This window comes from Paenibacillus planticolens (genome assembly GCF_013141725.1).
GTDB lineage: Bacteria > Bacillota > Bacilli > Paenibacillales > NBRC-103111 > Paenibacillus_E > Paenibacillus_E planticolens.
The window spans coordinates 18,861-40,129 of the sequence record NZ_WHNZ01000013.1 but is presented as its reverse complement, the minus strand read 5'-3'; the positions used below and the strand labels follow the sequence as shown (position 1 = coordinate 40,129).

Below are 21,269 nucleotides of genomic sequence, written 5' to 3'. Positions count from 1 at the left end.
ACCCTGTAGTTCCCCACGGACGCCTTTATTTCGGCTTTTCACCGAAATAAGGGAATGGAGTTCCCTCAATCAGGCGAATCTTACCTTGCCGAAGAGTGGAGCGTCTGGAAGTGGTCATGAATACAAGATTACCGATATACAAAAAGGGCCGTCTGGGTGAAAATTCCCCGACGGTCCTATTTTTTTAATCATCAAGACAACCCCCATTTAAATACATATAAGGGCAAGGCGGAATTCCTGGCGGAAAAAAGGAGGACTTAACATGGGATGGTATTTGAAGGTTTTGAACAATTACGTGGGGTTTTCAGGAAGAGCAAGGCGCACGGAGTACTGGATGTTTGTTCTCTTCAGTGTGATAGTCTCGATCATCCTTGCCATATTGGAATCCTTATTGGGGCTGAAATCCGTTTTAACTGGCATCTACTCGTTGGTCGTCCTCTTGCCATCTTTGGCCGTTGCATTCCGGAGACTCCATGATACGGGGAAAAGTGGTTGGTGGATATTGCTTGGTTTAATCCCATTGATTGGCGCTATTATTCTTATCGTATTTTACTGCCAAGATAGTGAGCCTAATGAGAACGAATACGGTCCGAATCCCAAGTAATTCGTATAAGGAAGCGAAGCTGCTGCCCTGATTTAATGGGTACAGTAATAACCCCCATGCTAAAATAGGTGGGGTTTATTTAGCATTCACTTATTTAGAAATATTGAAAGTGTTAATCAAAATAACAAAGTCGTAATACTTTCGCCATGTTCACCCCCTCCAAAATATGGGATGATAACCTCACATCAGGCTATTGCCGCCCTTCCTTCTACAACTTCCCAGGTATCTAGGGCGGCAGCTTTCCTGAAGAGATAATCAGGCTATTGCATCTCTTCCTTCTAAATCATTGGTCGATATAGAGATGCAAGTTACCTGATTTTATTAAAATCCCAAGAGGAGGCGTTATGCCGCAATGAGAAATACCATTTATTTAAGAAGGAATAGGAAGCTCATTGTACATCCTGGTCATAGCCGCCTTCCTCTAACATACATGGCAACAGCAATGAAAAATATTGAGTACTTAGGATTTACTTTTTCTAAAGAGCTTATGGAAGTTCTTCAGACCTTATCTATCGAAATGTTTACCGAGCTATATCATCAGCTTGCAAAAGATTTGAAATCAATCGTAGGGGCGAATGTTATTTTCAAACCTATGTATCCTGACTTCCCAAAACAAGTAATGCTGGCTAGCACGGCAGAGCTTTACATAAACGCTATGTGTCACTATTTAACGTTTCAGTTGCCTGAGCATGTAGCCTTGGATAGATTTCCGCTATTGGATCAAGTCGATTTGGAAGTTATCGATTTAGGAAGCTCGGAAGATTTTGATCGAGTTATTCGTAATCTCATTGAGGCAAAGGGCTCGATCTCCGAATCGGACAGGGAAGATATTGAATGGGTAATCTCAACGTCTGACGATCTTAGTACTGTGCTGCCGGATGAAATCCCTATGAAAGAAAATGTGGGGTTTGTCATTGGTGCGCTGCTCAAATACGAAAAGGCCAACATCAAACACATCGCAAAATATATGAAAACGGCAACCGATGTACTGCGGTTAGCTGTCGCTCTGTCGGATGGTGATGTAAGTCTTGCAACGAACACGAAGTTTCGGAAGTTTAAGCGTCCTGAAAGGCGGTTGCTGCTGGAACTGCTCGAGCAATGCGGAAACCGGGTTGAGGATATGCTGCGCTATAAAAATCGCTGGATCCGTCTCGGAGAAATCCTGCACCCTGCTGAATATAAAAGTAAATATAACGGCTGCAAGGAAGCTTTCGACATTCTTCGAAATAATAAACCTTTTGAAACATTTGGTGGCAGGGTTGAGCATGCGCTTCGTATGCAAGACACAAGTCTGGCTGCGGACCTATTGAAAAATCGTGCAGGAGAGTTCGCTAGACGGCTGGATCATTTGCTAAGAATCAATGAGGATTTCTCCCCAGTTGTTGAAAAGTTTGCTGCAATAGCTATGAACGTCTCGACGCCAGTGCTGCTGCAAGTTATGGCACATTTTAGCCATAGGCAGGAAAGGCATGACATGCGGACGTTCTTTCCGAAAGGGAATGTTGCCAAAGCAGTTGCTATCCCGAATACCCTTCCTGACATTGAAGGATCAGCGTGTGAAACGATTGTACAAACATGCAAAAACACGTTAATCAGTCGATTTGCCAAGCTTCCCTCACTTGGAGATGTGTATGTCGATGTAAGATTGCGACAGTATGTTATGCCATTTTCACAAAGATCCGCAAGTAAGGCGCTTCGTACGATTGTTCGTGGCAGCCGGATTGAGATGGCTGCAGGCGACACGATCCGCTTTTTCTTATGGTGGAAAGAAGGGAACGTTAACGGAAAACATACAGGAAGGGTTGATATTGACCTTTCTGCTGTGATGTATGATGAGCATTGGCAGTATGTCGAACATATCTCCTACACGAATCTGCGCTCGAATAAATATAACGCCGCTCATAGCGGGGATATTACATCGGCACCCTTTGGGGCATGCGAGTTTATAGATTTGGATATTCCCTCTATCGTTAAATATGGCGGACGTTATGTTGTTGCCTCGCTGAACTCTTTTACGGAGCAGCCTTACTGTGATTTGCCTGAATGTTTTGCTGGCTGGATGATGCGTAAGTATCCTAATTCCGGAGAGATTTTTGAACCTTCGACAGTGATGGATCGCATTGATATTGCTGCAGATACAAGGATTGCGATTCCGGTTATTTTGGACCTGGTGAAACGGGAGATCATTTGGTGCGACTTAGCGCTGCAAAAGCACCCTCACTTTTATAACAATATAGAGGGAAATCAAAAAGGAATGGTCTTGATGGGGCAAGCGATGACCTCCTTAATTAAGCCGAATTTGTATGATTTATTTATGCTTCATGCTGTGGCCAGAGGTCGAATCGTGGAAGATGCCGATAGTGCGCAGACGGTGTTTGCAGTGAGTGAGGGGATTACTCCTTTTGATATTAGTAGGATTATGGCTGAGTTTATTGCTTGAGGGATTTTCTGGTTGACAATATATGGGGTTGCAGTTAATATTTCAATATCTAATATGAAAACGAAAGGAGCACGATGAAGATGAATTTATTCCAGTCATTCAATTCCAAGCATAGTGAACAGAGTAATTTCAGTGTGGATAACTGTATATATCAATCATCTCTCATCGGCTCATCTGGTATTTGCGTGCTCGGATTCAACTAGTCATTTCGGCTAGTTTCTCTGTGTAAGCTGTATTTACCTGGTCATGGACTCTTGAGTCCATGGCCTTTTTTTATACTTTGATACCCAAGGGGAAGATAACGATGGCTATTGTCCAAGTAAGATCGACCAACCCGCAGCTTTCTTTTATCATCAAAAAGAATCCGGAATCCGGCGCACTGCTCCGATCCATTCGGAAGGGTATGGCATATGGCTGGTACACGGACGCCTCCACGTTCAATGTGTATTTCAAGGATGCGGATAATGAAATCTCTTACAAACAGAACGTAGAAGAGAATTTTGAATATCTTAATGTTTCTCGCTATAACACGCCTTTATTTCCGTTAAATGCAATTAATGAGTTTTTCTCGGCTCCGCTTAAGGCACAGGACGAACGGGATGTGGAAGGGTATGAGCATACGTTTCATATCAATATGATTCATATTGAAATGGTGCGATATGTGGAATTTTTCCAAAAGTACTTAAAAGACTTTACGTTTGAAATCGTGCACCAAGCTCACAAAAGCTACTCGCTTACGATTACAACGAGGCGAAGCCTCTATCATCTGATACATGCCGTGAGTGTGCTGTGCTTGTTTTTAGCCATGTTTGGCAATGAATTTATCGATATTTCGGATAGCATTTTGGATAAATATATCAAGAGTATCAATGTGATCGACGCGCCATTTTATATTCGCAGCTTGTTTGTTCGTCATTTCCTGTCTTCGAAAGATCGCTTCAGAAATTACAAAAATAAGCTGGAGAGCACGAGCCGGTACGATATTCGTTTTGACTATGGAGGTACGGGGCTGCAGCGGAGGAACTATATTGCTCGCGCGCTCCCTTTTAACAAGTCCATCCTAGACGTTGGTTGTGGGGAAGGGTTCTATGCGATTCCTTTCGCGGCGAAGATTGAAGACAGCTACTATGCGATTGATATAAATGAAGAGCTGCTCGAAACGGTTGCCCGGAAAGCCAAGTCCAAAGAGATCGACAATATCGTTGCGTTCAGCTCGATTGATCGTTTCTTGGAGGCTTATAACGGTGAGCAGGTCGATATTATTTTGACGGAAGTCATTGAACATATGAGCGAGGATGAGGCCAAGGAGCTGATTCGGCACATTTGTGAGCAGGTTGATTTTGACAATTTTATCATTACGACGCCCAACTCGGATTTTAATGTGTTCTATGAACTGTCGGGATTCCGGCATGATGATCATAAGTGGGAGATGGGGCAATCCGCGTTCCAACAGTGGTTGATGGATGTCATTCGTGAAACCAAGCTTGACTATGAATTCGTGTCCATTGGGGACGGGGTCAATCACATCCAGACAACACAGGGCGTTATTCTTAAGAAAAGGGGGGCGTAGGAGATGGAGATTCAAACCAAAGTTCATACGATTTTCATGCTGATCGGGTCGACCGAGTGCGGGAAAACGACTTTTGCTAAGGAAGTACTGATTCCTGGATTGAAGTTCACTGATGAGTCTAGGAATGTAAAAGCAAACGTGCAGTATTTATCTTCCGACAGCCTCCGCCAAGAGGTTCTGGGCTATGACTACGATAAGTATGATCAAGTGATGCTGGAGGCGAGTGAGCAGGCGTTCCATCTGTTATTTGAGAAGCTAAAGATGGCCACATCGTTCCCGGTCAACGCGGAATTCGTGGTTGTGGATACGACGGGGCTGGCCGAGGAATTCCGAGCCAAGGTGCGGCAGATTGCGCAAGCCAACAACTACAACTTGGAAGTTATTCTGTTTGATTACCGCAAGCGTGAAGATTACTATGCCTCGGATCGCTCGAAAAAGCTGATTACAAGCCACATTAATCGGTTGAGAAAAGAAGTGCTGGGTTCGCTCTCTCGGGAAGGCTACTCTCAGATTCATAAAGTCCGTTATAAGGATTTTTACTTGGCGACTGAGGGTGTGGCGAACCCTGCCTACCAAGTGGTTGTTGAAGATCAAGAGGAATACCTTTCAACGATTCTTCCGCAAAATATGAAGTATATTGTCATTGGCGATATCCATGAGTGTGTGGATGAACTTAAAGCGCTTCTTCTGGGCCATGGTTACAAAATCGAGGACAACAAGTTAGTCGTTACAGATAAAGTGCGGAACACGAAAGTCATCTCTGTAGGAGACTGGATTGATAAGGGGAAGAAAACGAAAGAAATGGTTGAGTTTCTGCACGATAATCAGGAGCATTTCTTGTTCGTCATGGGGAATCATGAGAATTTTGTTTATAAGTTCATGCGGGGAGATATCAACGGGGTCGATCAAGAACTGCTTGATACCTACTTCGATTCAACACAAGTACTTTCGCAGAATGAGGAGCTTCTTGAGAAGTTTAATGAACTGGTGGCGCTCGCTAAGCCGTTTTATCGATTGAATGGCTTGAATAATCCATCCTTTTACGTGACACATGCCCCGTGCAAAAACAAATATATCGGCAAACTGGATGCGAACTCGGTTCGTCAACAGCGGAATTTCCGCATCGATCGTAGTGCACCATTGGAGGAGCAGCTTGTTTTTCTCCGAAATGAAGCGGTGAAGAATCATCCGTATCACATTTTCGGACACGTTGCGGCCAAGAATGCGTTCCGGATCAAAAACAAAATTCATATCGATACAGGAAGTGCACATGGTCATATGCTGACTTCCGTCAGTATTTCATATAAGCCGTTCATGAAATCACAGAAGTCCGAGCAGGCCGTGATGACGGAGGAGCTGCAGATTTTGTTCCACGAAGAGAGAAAATTGTCGCTGCAAGATCTGGATGAGGATGAGATTCGCAGACTGCATTACGTATCCCGGAATAAGGTTAACTTCATCTCAGGGACGATGTCTCCGGCTGATAAGGATGAGGATGCGCAGGACTTGGAGTCTTTGCGTCGCGGCTTGGATTATTTTGCGGAGCGGGGCGTTTCACAGGTAGTACTGCAGCCGAAGTATATGGGTTCACGCTGTAATATTTACTTGAATAAGGAGATAGATCAGTGTTTTGCGGTCAGTCGTAATGGTTATCGCATTAACCAGGTCGATTTGACGGAAATCTATGAGAAGCTGCTGCATAAGTTTGGTGGTTACATGGAAGAGAATCTGATCGCGATGCTCGTTCTGGACGGTGAGCTGCTGCCGTGGAAAGCGATCGGTGATGGACTGATTCAGAGGCAGTTTAAGCCGATCGAGAAAGCTTTGGAGAGCGAACTGGTTTTTCTGCAGCAAAATGGCTTTGAGCAAGCATTGGGCAAGTTAACTACTGATTATCGGGCAAGCGGGTTTGAAAAGGACCAGTACAACATATCCAAGACAGCGCTAAGTGACAAGTATGGGGCGCACATCTATCAAAACTATAAGAATATCCATGACATTCTGAGCTCGTATGTTCCAGTGGAACAGCATGTTCAAGCGTACAAAACTTACAAAAAACAACTTGAGATCTATGCGGAAGACGGTGAGCTTGCCTACAAGCCTTTTGCTTTGTTGAAAATTGTTTATGAAAATGGCAAGGAATCCGTCCCGGATTGGAAGACTTCGGAGGTGTACAGCTTTTTGTCGGAAGATGAGTTTCTATTGCTAGATCTTGCCGATCCAGATCGCTATGACAAGGCTGAGTGTTACTTTTCCAGGCTAACTGTGGATAACCATATGGAAGGCGTCGTGATCAAGCCTGAAGTCATCCAAGCCAATGCAGCACCTTATATGAAGGTTCGAAATAAGGATTATTTGTCGATCATTTACGGCTATGACTACCGTTTCCCGCACAAATACAAGAAGCTGATGAAACAAAAGAATATAAATCAAAAGCTTCGCACCTCAATGAATGAATATCGTCTGGGGAACCGAATGCTTTCGATCAGGTTCGACGAGATCGCACCGGATAATGACAAGTATAAGGAAGTTGTTGCGAATCTGCTGTTTGAGGTTGCCGGGGAGAGGGAGATGGATCCTCGGTTGTAGGTTGAGATGCAGCCAGAATAATGTCGAACTTTATCAAATCTTTGTAGAGACTTATGCGATTTTTTATCGACATTCAACCAAGATTCTGTAAAATGAAGACGACAAGAGTTTTGCATAGGTATTTCTGAAGGATGAAGGGAGACTAGTAAATGGATTGGTATTTAAAGGTGTTGAAAGATTACGTAGGATTTTCAGGAAGAGCGCGGCGCAAGGAGTATTGGATGTTTGTGCTCTTCAATGCGATAGTTGCAATCATACTTGCAATTTTGGAGTACATGCTAGGACTGAAATCCGTTTTAACCGGCATCTATTCTTTGGCTGTCCTATTGCCATCGCTAGCTGTTTCATTTCGGAGACTCCATGATACGGGAAGAAGTGCTTGGTGGATTTTGATTGGTTTAATCCCAGTGGTCGGTAGTATTGTTCTTCTCGTATTTGACTGCTTGGACAGTGAGCCTGGTGACAACCAATATGGTCCAAATCCCAAACAATTCACATAAGCAGACGAAGCATCTGGTCTGATATCACAGCAACAAACCCCATCCTAAAGCAGGTGGGGTTTGTTTGGCATTCCCTTACTTAGAAATATAGAAAGTGTTATTGTCAAATTTAATTGTTAAACCTAACTCATCAACGGCATAACGCCATGTCATTGGGAAATAAGTCACATCGTTTAATACCAACAGCGGGTACTCCTCAGAACCATTATCAATCCACGCATCGTTTACATAGATATTAAAATCTGGTTGACTAGCGTACAGGTTTGTACTTGTAGAGCCGTAGTCTAGCTCAAGGCTTCCTGCTTTATTGGAAGTCTTTCGAATTACAAATCCAGTGTTCGCATCCCATACCGTCTCTAAAGCTAGCGCCTGAGTAAACTTAAATGTCATTGGAAAATATGTAATGTCCTTATATGAGATAACAGGATATTTAATAGACGAATTAGGAATGGAGGTACCGTTGACGTTAATATTGTATGTCGGTTTTACAACTTTGACCTGTCCGCTTGGAATAGTTTCTACTGGGGCTGCTGGTTTAATACTGGATGTTGATCCTCCAGATGACGATGAACTGCTTCCGGATGAAGACCCGCCATTGTGGTAGTGATAGCCAGAACATAATCCTTTTGCCTTGGAGCTAGCTGAACAATTATGTCCTCCATTGGCGTCCGTTCGACCTGAATGTGCATAAACGGATTGTGATAAAGACAATGTCACTATAATTGACAATAAGAGTAGTCCGATTCGTCTAAACCTCATTCACCCTTCATCTCCTAAAATATAGTATTATATACCTATGTGATAGTACCAGATATTTCAAGTGCGTTCAATGAGCTTTGAAACAAAGTCATAAACATAGGAGAGATTACCGTGATTCTAAGCAGAAAATATTTGATCATGCTCATAATCTGTATTTGTTTCATTAGCCTTGTTGGAAAATCAAAGATTGCTAAAGCCGAAACGATTGAGGTGAAAATTGAAGATGCAGCGCTAGAGGCTGTTGTTAGAAAACAACTAAATAAACTGGAAGGCCTTATTACTGAAGAGGACATGCAGTCTCTAGAAACAATTAGTGGTGCTAGCTGGCTTGGCATCAAGAGCTTAAAAGGTTTGGAATACGCTACAAACTTAACAACCCTATACATTCAAGAGAATAAGCTTCATGATCTTGCACCAATTGCAAATTTAAAGAAGCTCAAGAGTATTGATTTCAATCATAATGAAATAACAGATATTTCACCGCTAAGCAAGTTGACGGAATTAACTAATATAACTCTATATAACAATAAGATATCTAGCATAGAACCTATCCGGAATTTATCTAAATTACGTGATTTATCCATTTTTAATAACAAAGTCGTTGATCTTTCACCATTAGAAGGATTAAAAAATCTAGAATCGATCCAGGCTTATGACAATCAAATTAAAAACATTTCTTCACTTGCAGAGTTAACTAATCTAAGGTCATTATACATAGGCAGAAATGCTATAGAAGATATTAGTCCATTAAGCAAATTATCGAGATTAACTTCTTTGTCCATAAATAATAACCTTATCCATGATATTAGCGTTGTTAAGAATATGCCAAATCTTAGAATTCTTGGTTTCGATGGGAATCCCGTAAGTGATTTCTCCTCATTGAAGTATTTAAATAAAGTTGAATGGTTGGATCTTCGTAATTTTGGACTTACGGATATTTCTTTTTTACAAGATATGAAAAGTATATCGAACTTGGATTTATCCCAGAATCGCATAGTTGATATAAAACCGCTGGCAAAGCTGCCAAATTTAAAAAGACTCGATATTAGTAATAACAACATAGAAGATTTAAAACCAATTTCATCCATGCCAGACCTGACTAGTCTAATGATTGGTTATAATCCGATTAGCGATCTTTCACCTTTATTAGGCTTAAAGGGCCTGGAAACACTTTTCTTAGACAGAGTTCCCGTTAAAGATTTCTCGCTTTTAAGTAGAATGACAACACTATCCTTTTTAACTTTAGGGAATAACAACATTTCGAATATTCATTTTCTTGAGAATCTTAAAAGATTGGATGTACTATACTTAGGGAATAACCAAATTAATGATATTAGTTCGCTTAGTAAATTAGATAGGCTTGTTACTCTAGGTTTGTATGGCAATCAAATTGATGACATATCTCCTTTGAAAAGCCTTACATCACTTCGTGATTTAGATATAAGTTTCAATAAGATAAAAGATATTTCTGCTCTATATAATTTGGATAGATTAGATAAACTGTCATTAAAGAATAACAACATCATAAATATTGAATCGTTGAGAGATCATCCTGGTCTTTGGGAAATTGATGTAGTTAACAATCCGCTTGATGATACATCGCTAAACATCATTCGAACTAAACAAGCGCAAGGAGTAGTCATTACATATGGCACTCAAGTTATGATCAAGTTACTTGGGGAACTCCAATATTTTAGGGATGAAGAAAAGCCTCAAATAGAGAACGGTAATGTTCTTGTACCTATGCGTCGTATTTTTAATGCTCTAGGCGCAGAAGTATCTTGGGACGAGGATAACAGTACAATTACTGCAACGAAAGGAGCTAAAACAATTAAGTTAAGTATGGATAGAACTGAAGCATATATAAATGATCAAAAAGTTAAAATGGATGCGGCTCCGTTACTTCGAAGTGGAACAACGCTTGTTCCGGTTCGATTTGTAAGTGAAGCTTTGGGAGCGACGGTTACTTGGGATGAAGTTGGGAAAATAGTTTCAATTGAAATAGATTAAACCGAAGCATCTGTTCGATATCACAGCAACAAATAACAAACCCCATCCTAAGCAGGTGGGGTTTGTTTGGCATTCCCTTATCCAGAAATATAAGGTGCCATTTATGACATGATATTGCAGGACTTGGGCAAAATAATACTGGACTACCATATTTAGGTTCGCTGGGGAGGTCATGACCACGTCTGATATTCTTACTTCCGTCTATGGTTTAAATGAACAACCAGATGATTTGCCCTTATTCGAACGTTTAAATGAAGCTTTTGCGGAATCGGCCGATTATACGACGATGTTGATCGGAACCGAGCATGCTGCCGAATTGCATTTATGTTTTATCTCATCTTTATGCTCCCCACAAAAGTTGGATTTTCTGCTCGGGACCAATGTCGCCGGAGATTTGTCCGCGCGGCTTGAGCGTTACAGTGGGACTGGCCTTGGCGAAGGTACGTTTAAAAAATGCGAGCAAGCAATCTGCCACGGTTCAGCCGTTATATGCAAAGGAAGGTCGTCTTCCGGACTGATTATGAATTTATCGGTAAGTCAGCATAGATCTGTCGAGTCGCCGATAACAGAAAATGTTCTTCAAGGCCCGATGAATGCTTTCAATGAAAGTCTCGACGTCAATACGGCACTAATTAGGCAGCAAATTCGTTCGTCGCAATTAAAAATGTGGGAAACGATCGTCGGTACGGCCAGTCTCACCCGAGTTGCGGTATTTTCATATTCGAATGCCGTCGATCTCGATCTGTTGTCGCACCTTAAAGAAAGGCTGGAGAAGATCCAAACGGATGGCCTTCAGGACAGCGCACAACTGCTGCGACTGCTGATGTCCAGAAAAAAGATGTTTCTGTTCCCAATGGCCGTCTCCACGGAGCGACCCGATCGTGTATCGGCAGCTCTTCTGGCAGGCAAAATTATCATTATGATAGACGGGTCTCCGTTCGCATTGATTGTACCTTCCGTATACACAGATTTTTGGCATTCTCCCGAGGATAGATATGTGAATCCATACGTTTCCTACTTTCTCCTTACGCTGCGCTTTTTGGCTATGCTCATTAATTTGTTTCTTCCGGCTATGTATGTGGCGCTCACCTCTGTCAACGTTGATGTGAACCGCCTGGAGATTAGTCTTGCCGCTGCTGCGAGCCGTGAGGGTGTCCCTTATCCTGTTTTTGTAGAGACGCTTCTGATGCTTATTGTGATCGATTTCATAACAGAGGCTGGCGTACGGTTACCTAAAACGATAAGTTCGACTGTTACGATGGTCGGCGGTGTGGTCCTAGGGCAAGCGATCATCCAAGCCAATATCGTCAGCCATCTGCTTGTCATTGTTGTGGCGGCTACGGCTATCACCAATTTTATCGTTGTTGATTACCAAATGGGACTAGTACAGAGAATTCTAAAGTACTTTGTCGTGATTGGAGCTACTATAGCTGGACTCCTGGGTATCGTATTCTGCTTCGTATGCCTAGTCATCTATCTCAGCTGTCTTGAATCGTTCGGCGCTCCGTACCTCACATCGTTATGGTCCAAGAAAAGAAGGTTGGGGCCGTCCTAGCCATAATTTCGAGAAAGGAGCCTTTTCATGAAAAATGCTTCCGCCATTAATGGCTATGAAATGTTTGTGATCCAAATGCTGTTCTCAGGCGCCGCGGCTGGTTTCATCTATCCGACTTTCCTGATTCGCAGTACGGAAGGAGCTTACTGGATCCCGATCGCCGTATGGATCGCAGGCGCTCTGCTCAGCTCTTGGCTTTACAGCAGAATGCTGGCCAGGCTGGAAGATAACAAGCTGATAGTGGTCATACGATCGTCGCTAGGCACCATTTGGGCGAGCATTCTTTGTTTGCCCGCATTACTTTTTCTGTTCGGAGCGCTCATCGTGATGCTGAGGGCCTACTCGGAAATTATTACGATGACGATGCTGCCCACCACGCCGATTTCGTTTCTGAATGGAATGCTCCTTGCTCCTGCTTCGCTCGCTTTGGCCGGAATGATGCCTATTGTGCGGGCAGCGAGGGTTTTCTTTCTGTTGGCGCTTACGTGCACATTGGCGCTGCTGATTCTCGGTTTTAGTGATATTGACTGGACTTTAGGTACACCGTTGCTTCGGACGAACGGGGATTTTCTCCTCGACAAGCACTTTTATGCCGGATCGTTTCTGTGGATGGGGTTTACGATTACGTCACTGATCGGATCTTACAGGATGCAGTCAGCAAGGCGCGCCTGGAAAAGCTACGTTATTGCTCTCTTTTGTGCTCTTCCCTTTATTGCAGGCTATGTGTATCTGCCGATTATGACTTTTGGCAGGGAATTAAGCCAACGCTTGACCTTTCCTTTCGTTTCTAAAATGGATTCCATCTACCATTATTGGGTCGTATTTGAGAATATGACTGCCATTTTTGTCTCCGTGACCATGCTCTATGTCCTGCTCATTATGGCTCTGCAACTGCATGCCCTGGGAGAAACGATCAAATCTCTAATGCCGCGAGCAAAAACTGGCCTGATTTACGTAATTATCTTCATTGTCGTTTATTCAGTGGCCACATACCTGTCTTCTTGGAGAGCGGTCGAACAGATTGTATTCATTACGGTTGGCATCCGTCTGTATATGATGTTCGTTTTTCCTTTGCTCGGCATGGCTGTCCTGGCTTTTGCTCAACGTCGGGGTGGAAAGGGTAATGAGATATGAGGAGAAAGCACCGTATATGGAAGTTAGCTGCCGTGTGCTTCCTAACCATGACAATAGGATCCGGATGTTGGGACTCCAAAGATATTGATAATCGCCTTATGGTCGGCGTAATAGGGCTGGAGAAAGCGCCGGAGTCTGCCCTTCGTGTATGGTTCCGATTTCCTCTTCCCAAGGCATCGCAGGAAACGTCGAAAAAAGATTTCTTTACGATGAGTCAGAAAGGGTTTACCGTCCCCGATGCGATGAACAAGTTAAGATACAAGCTTCCCAAAGCTCTGGAAACTTCTTCTACTCGTGCGCTGCTGCTGGATGAATCGTTGGCTAAATCGGGGCTTATTCCTTATTTGGAATTCGCAATCAGGGAGCGCTCCGTTCCCCTAGATGCTGTTGTTGCCGTGGTCAGGGGGAATATGGAGCGGATTTTCAGCAGTCCCAACCCGACGGGGGAACTCTCAGGCATTTATACCAAGCTTTTTTTTGAACCATATGCGGGGGGCATCCCTAGAAAAAACAAAACGAAACTGTGGGAAGTCTATGCCAAATTATATAATCCGTTTCATGCCAATCTGATCCCAGTATTAGTCGAAGGAGAGAAAAACTCATTCGGCTTTAGCGGCAATGCGATTATTGTCAACGGTAAAATGGTTGGGGAAATAGACAAGGATGAATCGCTTTTGTACGAAATTTTCACGCACCGGTTTCATGATTCTGAGGTCGAGTTGATGAGCAAATCGGATGTAAGGATTGTACACAACCATACCCGGGTAGCTACTTCGCTGGAGAACGGGAAGCCAATCATCAAAATCGATTGTTCGCTAGTTACGGTCTTAATTGATAGTTCCCGTCAGCGGAAACTGAATGAATCAGAAATTATTGCCGAGTTGGAGGGCAACTTGAACGATCATGCCAAATCGATGTTCGAGAAGACCCAGCGAGAAGGAGCCGACGTCTTCGGCTTCGGAAATCGCTTTCGGAGTCGTCTGCAGCCGTCGGAATACGAACATTGGAGTGAAATGTTCAAGTCAGCGGAAATTAGTTATGACTTCCATATCGATATGAGAAACACAGGATTGGAGTTTCTCGACTGAAGAGTGGCCTTACCCCTACTTACGCCAACGTTACTAACTGACAACTTTTTCAGTTCTTATGCGGCTTTTGCATTCCCTGTATAATAGCAGGGTATACAAACAGCGGTACGTGCTAATAAGGAGGATTAAAGTTTGATGGAGAAAAAACGAATCATTGTAACTGGCGGCAGCGGCAAAGCGGGCCAGTGGATTTTAAAACATTTTGTAGAAAATAATTATGATGTTATTAATTTGGACGTGAAGGCTCCGGAGGAGCCGATTTGTCGGACGATCATTACGGATCTCAATGATTTGGGGCAGGTACATAATGCCTTGTCGCAATTTAGCACCGGGAATCGGCGCGAAGTGGCGGGTATTGTGCATTTTGCCGCTATTCCTCAGGCATATACGCACACGAATGATGTATGCTTCCGCAATAATGTGATGAGCACCTACAATATTTTGGAGGCGGCTGCGAACTTGGGCATCGGGAAAGTCGTGCTCGCTTCGAGTGAGTCGTCTTATGGCATTTGTTTTGCCAGCGAGTTTTTCGAGCCTCAGTATATTCCGATCGACGAAGAGCATCCGCAGCTTCCGGAAGACAGCTATGGCTTGTCCAAGGTCGTGAACGAAGTAACCGCACAGGCGTTCAATCGGCGTACGGGGATGCAGGTGGTTAGTTTCCGCTTAGGCAATATTCTTGTTCCCGAGAGTTATGCGCAGCTGAAAGCCAACTTCGATGATACTGATGCCCGTTTGCGCATTCTGTGGTCTTATATCGATGCAAGGGACGTTGCTTCGGCTTGTCTCAAAGCCATTGAAGCGGACGGGCTTGGCGCGGAGGCGTTGATCATCGCTGCGGATGACAGCTCGTCGAATCGGTTAACCCGGGATTTGGTGGAGAAATACCTCCCCGGCGTTAAAGATATTCGCTCTCCGCTCGAGGGAAGAACGTCGCTGATTTCCAACGCGAAAGCGAAGAGATTATTAGGCTGGCAGCCTCAATATAAGCTGATGGAGCAGTAATGATAGAGCGGCTAATCCTTTAGGGGGTTGGCTGTTTTTTTGTTATGGGGAGGGGGAACTGTGATATTATGGTAATAATATGATAAACAGGATCTAGATATCCGCGGGAGGAGAACCCATGAAAGAAAAAATTACGTACACATCCATCGATGAGTATATCTCAGCATGTTCGCCGGAGGTTCAGGAAATACTCCAAACGCTAAGAGCCGTAATCAAAGAGTCCGCGCCGGATGCTAAGGAAAAGATCAGTTATGCGATGCCTACTTTTGAGCTTCATGGGAATCTGGTGCACTTTGCGGCTTTCAAAAATCATATCGGGTTCTATCCTGCACCGGACGGGATTCATGAATTCCAGGATGAAGTGGCAGAGTATCATTCGTCGAAAGGGACTTTGCAATTTCCTTTAGGAAAGCCGATGCCTTATGAATTAATCAGCAGGATTGTAAAGTATAGGGTTGGTCGGAATTTGGAGAAGGCGAAGGGGAAACGCGTGGGGAAGAAGTTGATATAATAAACGTATTATATTTTATATTGGAGGAATAAACATGATTCCCCCAAAAAACGATTCTCAAACGGTTGAAGCACAAGATGATGATTACTCCATTGATGATCTTCTTGAAGCAGCCGGGACACTGTCCCCTGAAAGAGGAAGGGAACTATTGGAAGAGGTAAACAGATCGCGTGAGGAATAAAGAACTAGGAATCCCTCTGATCAAATATGCTTCTACAATACCGTCTATTCACTCTACTGTGAGTTGGACGGTTTTTTTGTCAGAATTTCAATGCGGACTGTAGAAAGTACATCAAAATCAGCATCTTCAAGTGCAGTTCAATCAATAACTGCATTTGTACAGGTAAATTCACTAGAAATGGCCAAAATGGCGCAATTCACCGAAATTACCTGTACTTTTACATCAAAGTCAGCGAAATCGTACTAGAGCATTCAAATTACCTGCACTTTTGCAGTTATCACGTGGAGAGGGAAGGTTTGCTTTTTATTGCAAGCCGCAGGATGTTTCCTTCTCCGTCATTTTCAGCAGACGTAATGGCGTTAGAGCAGTTTTTGTCCTCACTAGCGGACTGAGAGGCCCTTGTTCAATGGAAAGGAACCTCTTCGAACATGTAACGGACACCAGTGCTGTTACTTGCTCACTTGGGGACTGAATTCTTCCCGAAATTGCAAAATAAGGACACTGGTGTCCGTCGGCAGAGAGACACGACGCTTTTCGCGAATATAACGGCCGCTGTGTCCGAAGGGTGATGAAAAAGCGAAAGCCCCAATATCCAATTCCTCCCTATGCTCAAATGTATGGCTTTAGACAAGGACCTAGCCGCTGGCTGGGTTTTTCTTATCTAGTCGTAAATTTTTATGAATTCTTTATGATAAACTAGACTTACAAACGTTCTAAATGGAGGAAGTATGACGAGCCTGGAAAGAAAACTCGACCTTGCCCTGAAAGAGATAGAGCAGTTAAAACAAGAGAATCTTCAATTAAGGCAAAGACTTTTTGATATGACAAAAGAAAATTCTGCACTAGCTTCTGTCGATCCTCCTGTGGAAGTAATTAATGAGGCTGTCATCAAGTTCGAAGCTGAAAAAGGATCTATCCACAATTACTCTTCTCCGAAGGAAAAGATTGAAGTATTCCGCAGCCTATTTCGTGGTCGTGAAGATGTGTACCCGAATAGATGGCAAAGTAAAACCGGGAAGTCGGGATATTCGCCGGCGTGTAAAAACGAATGGTCTTTTGTATGTAAAAAGCCTCAAATCAAATGCGCAGACTGCTCGCATAGAGAATTTATTCCTATTACGGATGAAATCATATCTGATCATCTTGATGCAAAAATTAACCATACTATCGGGATATATCCCATGCTCCAAGACGAGACTTGTTGGTTCGTGGCCATCGATTTTGATAAACGAAACTGGAAGCAGGATGCGGCTGCTGTCATGGAGACATGCACGATGCTGCAAGTACCTGCTGCATTGGAGCGATCTCGTTCAGGAGACGGAGGGCATGTATGGATATTTTTTGATCAGCCTATTGAAGCTAGCTTGGCTCGGAAATTAGGGTGTGCGCTTTTAACCAAAACGATGGAGAGTAGAAATGAGCTTGGACTGGATTCTTACGATCGTTTATTTCCTAATCAAGATACGCTTCCAAAAGGAGGTTTTGGAAATCTAATCGCCCTTCCCTTGCAAGGAGCTCCTCGTAAAGAGGGGAACAGCGTTTTCGTAGACGAGAATTTAGTTCCGTATGAGGATCAATGGAGTTTTTTGTCAGGGTTAAGAAAAATGACGTTGTCTCAGGTTGAAAGTAAAGTTCATGAAATAACAAGGACTTCAAATGTTCTGAATGTCGGAATTTGGGACGAGGAAATAGACGAGGATAGACCATGGGATACGCAGCAAATTGTTTTTGATGAAGTTAAAGCTGATATGTTAGTACCATCGAAGGTGCATATTACTCTGTCTAATATGATTTATATTGAGAAAAAAGGCTTGTCCGCACAGATGATCAACCAAGTAATTCGGCTTGCATCCTTTCCAAATCCTGATTTTTATAAAACTCAAGCGATGCGTTTATCAACGTACGGGAAGCCTCGCGTCATAGGTTGTGCAGAGGATTTTAGTAAGTATGTGGCCCTCCCTAGAGGTTGTCTGAATCAGCTTTCCAATTTATTTGAAAAATATGGTGCGGAATTAACCATTTTAGATGAGAGAAACAAGGGAGTGGAGGTTGACGTTAACTTTACCGGGAAGCTCTCTATTTTGCAGGATGCAGCGGCTAGATCGATTTTAGCCCATGATACAGGAGTTTTATCAGCGACGACCGCATTCGGAAAAACGGTGGTGGCAGCTTCCATTATCGCTTCTAGAAAAGTAAACACACTAGTGCTGGTGCATCGCCGTGAATTGATGGATCAATGGAAGGAACGATTAAGTACTTTTCTAAATTTGGATGCAAAAGAGATCGGTGTCATCGGTGGCGGTAGGGAGAAACGTACGGGTGTTATTGATATTGCCGTTATTCAAAGTTTGAATCATAAGGGCCAGATCAAGGATTATTTAACAGAGTATGGACAGGTAATTGTTGATGAATGTCATCATGTATCAGCTTTCAGCTTTGAGCAGGTTTTGAAAAAAGCAAATGCAAAGTATGTTGTAGGCCTAACGGCAACGCCAACTCGGCAAGATGGACAACAGCCAATAGTACTTATGCAGTGCGGTCCTATTCGTACTAGAATTGATGCGAAGTCACAAGCTTTCGTACGGGGGTTTGAACACAAAGTAATACCAAGGTACACATCTTTTCAACTGCCCTCTTTACAAGCAGTCCCATCCATTCAGACTATCTACCAATTGTTGGTTGAGGATGAGAAGAGAAATGATTTAATATTTGACGATCTTTTAAAATGTTTAGACCAAGGTAGGTCGCCAATCCTGCTTGCAGAGCGAACGGCACATGTTGAGTATTTTGAAAAAAAACTAGAAAGGTTCGCGAAAAACGTAATCGTACTACGCGGCGGAATGGGCAAAAAACAGCGTGAGGAGATTCGTCAGCGGATAGCTGACATTCCTGATTCGGAAGAACGGGTCTTTATCGCTACGGGGAAATTAATTGGAGAAGGATTCGATGATGCAAGGCTGGATACGTTATTTCTAGTTCATCCGATCTCCTGGAAAGGGAGCTTGCAGCAGTACGCCGGAAGATTGCACCGATCGCATGCGAACAAACAAGACGTGCAGATATACGACTATGTTGATATCCAGGTGCCGCTTCTTATGGGCATGTACAGGAAGAGGGTAAAAGGGTATCGGGCTATGGGATATAGCGGCATGGAGTTGTAGAATTATCAGATTTCCAAACAAATGAAGGGATAGTGATTGTTCATGAGCAAGCTTACAATACCTCAGCTTAAGAAAGAACTAAAATCTTATGGAGCGGATACTTTAATCTCGATTATTGTTGATAATTATAAATCCAGTCCGGATGTCAAAAAGTACATTCATATGTTGCTGGATCCGGAAAGTACGGAGAATCAATTGTTCGATGAAGCAAAAAAGAAGATTTTACACCAGTTCTATCCTGAGCGCGGGGAAGCAAAATTGAAATTAGCAGAAGCGAAGAAGGCGATTACAGAATTTGATAGACTATGCAATAACCAAGTCAAAACAATTGATTTGATGATCTACTATGTGGAATTAGGTGTCGAATTAGCGAACGAATATGGCGACATGTACGAATCCTATTATTATAGTATGGAATCTACTTACGCCAATGCACTTCAAAAAATTCAAACAATTGACGACAACGGATTGTATTTCAGATTTCGAGACAGATTGCTAGGAATTGTTAATGATACAGATGGAATGGGTTGGGGGTTTCATGATCAGCTATGTGAGATATATTATGGATTCGCTGCTGATTATGAGGATGAAATTGAATAACAAGAATTAAACGGAGGACAACACTATTCACAAATTTTCCCATATCGTCATTATCCTCTTTTTGGGGATTGGCATCCTCAAACAAGGGTATCTATACGAGTTGAATTATTTATTCGCCAATATTTTTCTGGGCGCTTCATTTCTGATCTGCAGCCTTACGCTAAAACAAGTGCGCTTGCACCTAGTACATCTATTTTTGTTTCTAATCGTTCTAGGTTACTGGTCAAGTGTGTTTATCGCGGCAGATATGGAAAAAGCCATTTTAGAGGCCATCAAAATAACCGCCTTGCTTCCATTTTCTATTCTATTCTCTACCCTCGCTAAAGAGCAGATGATGAAAGTATTCCGATGGCTTCCTTATATGGGGGGATTCCTAGTCGTGGTTGGCATTGTTTTTCAGATGAACAGGCAAAACCGGTTGGAATCGACCATTGGCTATGCGAATGCACTAGCTATTTTTTTGTTGATTTCTTTACTAATAACGTTCTTGTTTTATGTAAGGAAAGCTAGTAAAAGTGATTTTACCCTTATGATTATTCAAGCGACAGGACTCATGTTTACGTATTCCAGAGCGGTTTGGGTACTATGGTTATTGTCTCTGATTGCATTAGTTATGTTTCAAGAGTTTCGCAAACGAAGCATTTGGCTGCAAATCGTGTGGGTTCATCTTATTAGTTTTATAGTGACAGCTCTATTAAAGAAAGACGTTCTCTTTTTTTGGTCAAGGCTTAAAACGATTCAGCCAGAAACCTCTGAGTTCCGAATGAGACTTGTTTATTGGAAAGATAGCCTGTCTATGATTGCCGACAATTGGTGGTTAGGAACCGGCGGTGGCGGGTGGAGTGTGCTGCAATCCAAGTATCAATCCGAGGCGTATTTTGTTCGTTTTGTCCATAATCATTATCTCCAATTAGCATTGGATATCGGAGTTTTCGGATCGTTGCTGTTTATTTTCATTGTCCTGTATTTTTATTATAAAAGTTTTATTCTTATTAAATCTTTGAAGCCAACTGAGGCAAACTCATCCCTCTTATGGATAAAGGGTATTTTACTTGCGGGCACAGTGCTGCTGCTGCATGCTGGTTTTGACTTTGATTTTAGTTTCCTGCTAGTGTTCGCTCTTTTATTGATGCTTATTGAGTACGCTATAGGGGAGAGTCCATGCAGAGCTGTGATCGTGTTCCAACCCGGCATATTTACAAAAACAATAGTATCCATTTCTTTGGCAGCAATGTTATTGTTCACAAGTTGGGTGACGGTAGGGAATTTCATTCAGGTGAGAGGTCAAAACAACGTTGCTATCGGGGAACTGCAAATGGCAGTGAAAAATTTTTCCAGGGTGCAAAAAATGATGCCTTGGGCGGCTTCGTCTTATTACGAAATGGCCAAAGTATATGTCTTGCTGGGAAACAAAACTAATGATCGCAATGATTATCTGAATGCTAAGAATCAAATTGAACATGCTGTACAGCTTGCGCCCAGCGAAGAGCTGTATCTTGCGCTATCTGAGGATATAAAAAGATATTTTATTAAGGAATAATATGGAACAGATGCTTATATCT

At 42.8% G+C, this 21,269-nt stretch carries 16 protein-coding genes; 15 read left to right on the top strand and 1 reads right to left on the bottom strand.

Going from position 1 to position 21,269, the window contains the following annotated elements; translation table 11 throughout:
* The first annotated feature begins 262 nt into the window (after positions 1–262).
* The 5 genes from GC097_RS05215 (at position 263) to GC097_RS05195 (ending at position 7,703) form a co-directional block, all read left to right on the top strand.
* On the top strand, positions 263–604 hold the full coding sequence (locus tag GC097_RS05215; RefSeq protein ID WP_171682295.1) for a DUF805 domain-containing protein: 342 nt from the start codon (positions 263–265) through the stop codon (positions 602–604).
* A gap of 352 nt (positions 605–956) precedes the next feature.
* On the top strand, positions 957–3,044 hold the full coding sequence (locus GC097_RS05210) for a TerD family protein (RefSeq protein ID WP_171682294.1): 2,088 nt from the start codon (positions 957–959) through the stop codon (positions 3,042–3,044).
* Positions 3,045–3,348: 304 nt separating this feature from the next.
* Complete coding sequence (locus tag GC097_RS05205) at positions 3,349–4,614, top strand: class I SAM-dependent methyltransferase (protein ID WP_171682293.1); 1,266 nt, start codon at positions 3,349–3,351, stop codon at positions 4,612–4,614.
* Positions 4,615–4,617: 3 nt separating this feature from the next.
* On the top strand, positions 4,618–7,203 hold the full coding sequence (locus GC097_RS05200; protein ID WP_171682292.1) for a metallophosphoesterase: 2,586 nt from the start codon (positions 4,618–4,620) through the stop codon (positions 7,201–7,203).
* A 149-nt stretch (positions 7,204–7,352) separates the two neighbouring features.
* Positions 7,353–7,703, top strand: coding sequence for a DUF805 domain-containing protein (locus tag GC097_RS05195; protein ID WP_171682291.1), 351 nt, complete (start codon positions 7,353–7,355; stop codon positions 7,701–7,703).
* A 75-nt stretch (positions 7,704–7,778) separates the two neighbouring features.
* Here the strand turns inward: GC097_RS05195 and GC097_RS05190 are convergent, their stop codons facing one another.
* Positions 7,779–8,462 carry a YHYH domain-containing protein gene (locus GC097_RS05190; protein WP_171682290.1) on the bottom strand — a complete coding sequence of 228 codons (684 nt, stop codon included), beginning with the start codon at positions 8,460–8,462 and terminating at the stop codon, positions 7,779–7,781.
* Between the two features lie 111 nt (positions 8,463–8,573).
* Between GC097_RS05190 and GC097_RS05185 the strand changes: the two genes are divergently transcribed.
* The 10 genes from GC097_RS05185 to GC097_RS05140 all read left to right on the top strand — a co-directional run bounded on the left by GC097_RS05185 (position 8,574) and on the right by GC097_RS05140 (position 21,247).
* Complete coding sequence (locus GC097_RS05185) at positions 8,574–10,472, top strand: leucine-rich repeat domain-containing protein (protein ID WP_171682289.1); 1,899 nt, start codon at positions 8,574–8,576, stop codon at positions 10,470–10,472.
* 172 nt (positions 10,473–10,644) lie between these two features.
* On the top strand, positions 10,645–12,027 hold the full coding sequence (locus tag GC097_RS05180) for a spore germination protein (RefSeq protein WP_171682288.1): 1,383 nt from the start codon (positions 10,645–10,647) through the stop codon (positions 12,025–12,027).
* Between the two features lie 27 nt (positions 12,028–12,054).
* On the top strand, positions 12,055–13,161 hold the full coding sequence (locus GC097_RS05175; protein ID WP_171682287.1) for a GerAB/ArcD/ProY family transporter: 1,107 nt from the start codon (positions 12,055–12,057) through the stop codon (positions 13,159–13,161).
* A complete protein-coding gene (locus tag GC097_RS05170; protein ID WP_281364242.1) occupies positions 13,158–14,249 on the top strand; it encodes a Ger(x)C family spore germination protein in 1,092 nt (363 codons plus the stop codon). The genes GC097_RS05175 and GC097_RS05170 overlap by 4 nt, the downstream gene beginning before the upstream one ends.
* A 135-nt stretch (positions 14,250–14,384) precedes the next feature.
* Complete coding sequence (locus GC097_RS05165) at positions 14,385–15,254, top strand: NAD-dependent epimerase/dehydratase family protein (RefSeq protein ID WP_171682285.1); 870 nt, start codon at positions 14,385–14,387, stop codon at positions 15,252–15,254.
* A 118-nt stretch (positions 15,255–15,372) separates the two neighbouring features.
* Positions 15,373–15,765 carry an iron chaperone gene (locus GC097_RS05160; RefSeq protein ID WP_171682284.1) on the top strand — a complete coding sequence of 131 codons (393 nt, stop codon included), beginning with the start codon at positions 15,373–15,375 and terminating at the stop codon, positions 15,763–15,765.
* A gap of 34 nt (positions 15,766–15,799) precedes the next feature.
* Positions 15,800–15,946, top strand: coding sequence for a hypothetical protein (locus tag GC097_RS05155; protein ID WP_171682283.1), 147 nt, complete (start codon positions 15,800–15,802; stop codon positions 15,944–15,946).
* A 728-nt stretch (positions 15,947–16,674) separates the two neighbouring features.
* Entirely contained in the window at positions 16,675–19,107 is a 2,433-nt protein-coding gene (locus GC097_RS05150; protein WP_171682282.1) for a TOTE conflict system archaeo-eukaryotic primase domain-containing protein, read from the top strand.
* A 42-nt stretch (positions 19,108–19,149) separates the two neighbouring features.
* Positions 19,150–19,707 (top strand): DUF6155 family protein, encoded by a 558-nt coding sequence (locus tag GC097_RS05145; protein ID WP_171682281.1) that lies wholly within the window; start codon positions 19,150–19,152, stop codon positions 19,705–19,707.
* Between the two features lie 196 nt (positions 19,708–19,903).
* Positions 19,904–21,247: an O-antigen ligase family protein gene (locus GC097_RS05140; protein WP_171682280.1), complete on the top strand. Its 1,344-nt coding sequence runs from the start codon at positions 19,904–19,906 to the stop codon at positions 21,245–21,247.
* Positions 21,248–21,269: the final 22 nt, after the last annotated feature.

Bases quoted from the DNA above. Each gene is read 5' to 3' on its own strand.
- GC097_RS05165 (WP_171682285.1), top strand. From the start codon at position 14,385: ATGGAGAAAAAACGAATCATTGTAACTGGCGGCAGCGGCAAAGCGGGC.
- GC097_RS05215 (WP_171682295.1), top strand. From the start codon at position 263: ATGGGATGGTATTTGAAGGTTTTGAACAATTACGTGGGGTTTTCAGGA.
- GC097_RS05145 (WP_171682281.1), top strand. From the start codon at position 19,150: ATGAGCAAGCTTACAATACCTCAGCTTAAGAAAGAACTAAAATCTTAT.
- GC097_RS05195 (WP_171682291.1), top strand. From the start codon at position 7,353: ATGGATTGGTATTTAAAGGTGTTGAAAGATTACGTAGGATTTTCAGGA.
- GC097_RS05150 (WP_171682282.1), top strand. From the start codon at position 16,675: ATGACGAGCCTGGAAAGAAAACTCGACCTTGCCCTGAAAGAGATAGAG.
- GC097_RS05205 (WP_171682293.1), top strand. From the start codon at position 3,349: ATGGCTATTGTCCAAGTAAGATCGACCAACCCGCAGCTTTCTTTTATC.
- GC097_RS05155 (WP_171682283.1), top strand. From the start codon at position 15,800: ATGATTCCCCCAAAAAACGATTCTCAAACGGTTGAAGCACAAGATGAT.
- GC097_RS05210 (WP_171682294.1), top strand. From the start codon at position 957: ATGAGAAATACCATTTATTTAAGAAGGAATAGGAAGCTCATTGTACAT.
- GC097_RS05200 (WP_171682292.1), top strand. From the start codon at position 4,618: ATGGAGATTCAAACCAAAGTTCATACGATTTTCATGCTGATCGGGTCG.
- GC097_RS05170 (WP_281364242.1), top strand. From the start codon at position 13,158: ATGAGGAGAAAGCACCGTATATGGAAGTTAGCTGCCGTGTGCTTCCTA.
- GC097_RS05160 (WP_171682284.1), top strand. From the start codon at position 15,373: ATGAAAGAAAAAATTACGTACACATCCATCGATGAGTATATCTCAGCA.
- GC097_RS05175 (WP_171682287.1), top strand. From the start codon at position 12,055: ATGAAAAATGCTTCCGCCATTAATGGCTATGAAATGTTTGTGATCCAA.
- GC097_RS05180 (WP_171682288.1), top strand. From the start codon at position 10,645: ATGACCACGTCTGATATTCTTACTTCCGTCTATGGTTTAAATGAACAA.
- GC097_RS05190 (WP_171682290.1), bottom strand. From the start codon at position 8,462: ATGAGGTTTAGACGAATCGGACTACTCTTATTGTCAATTATAGTGACA.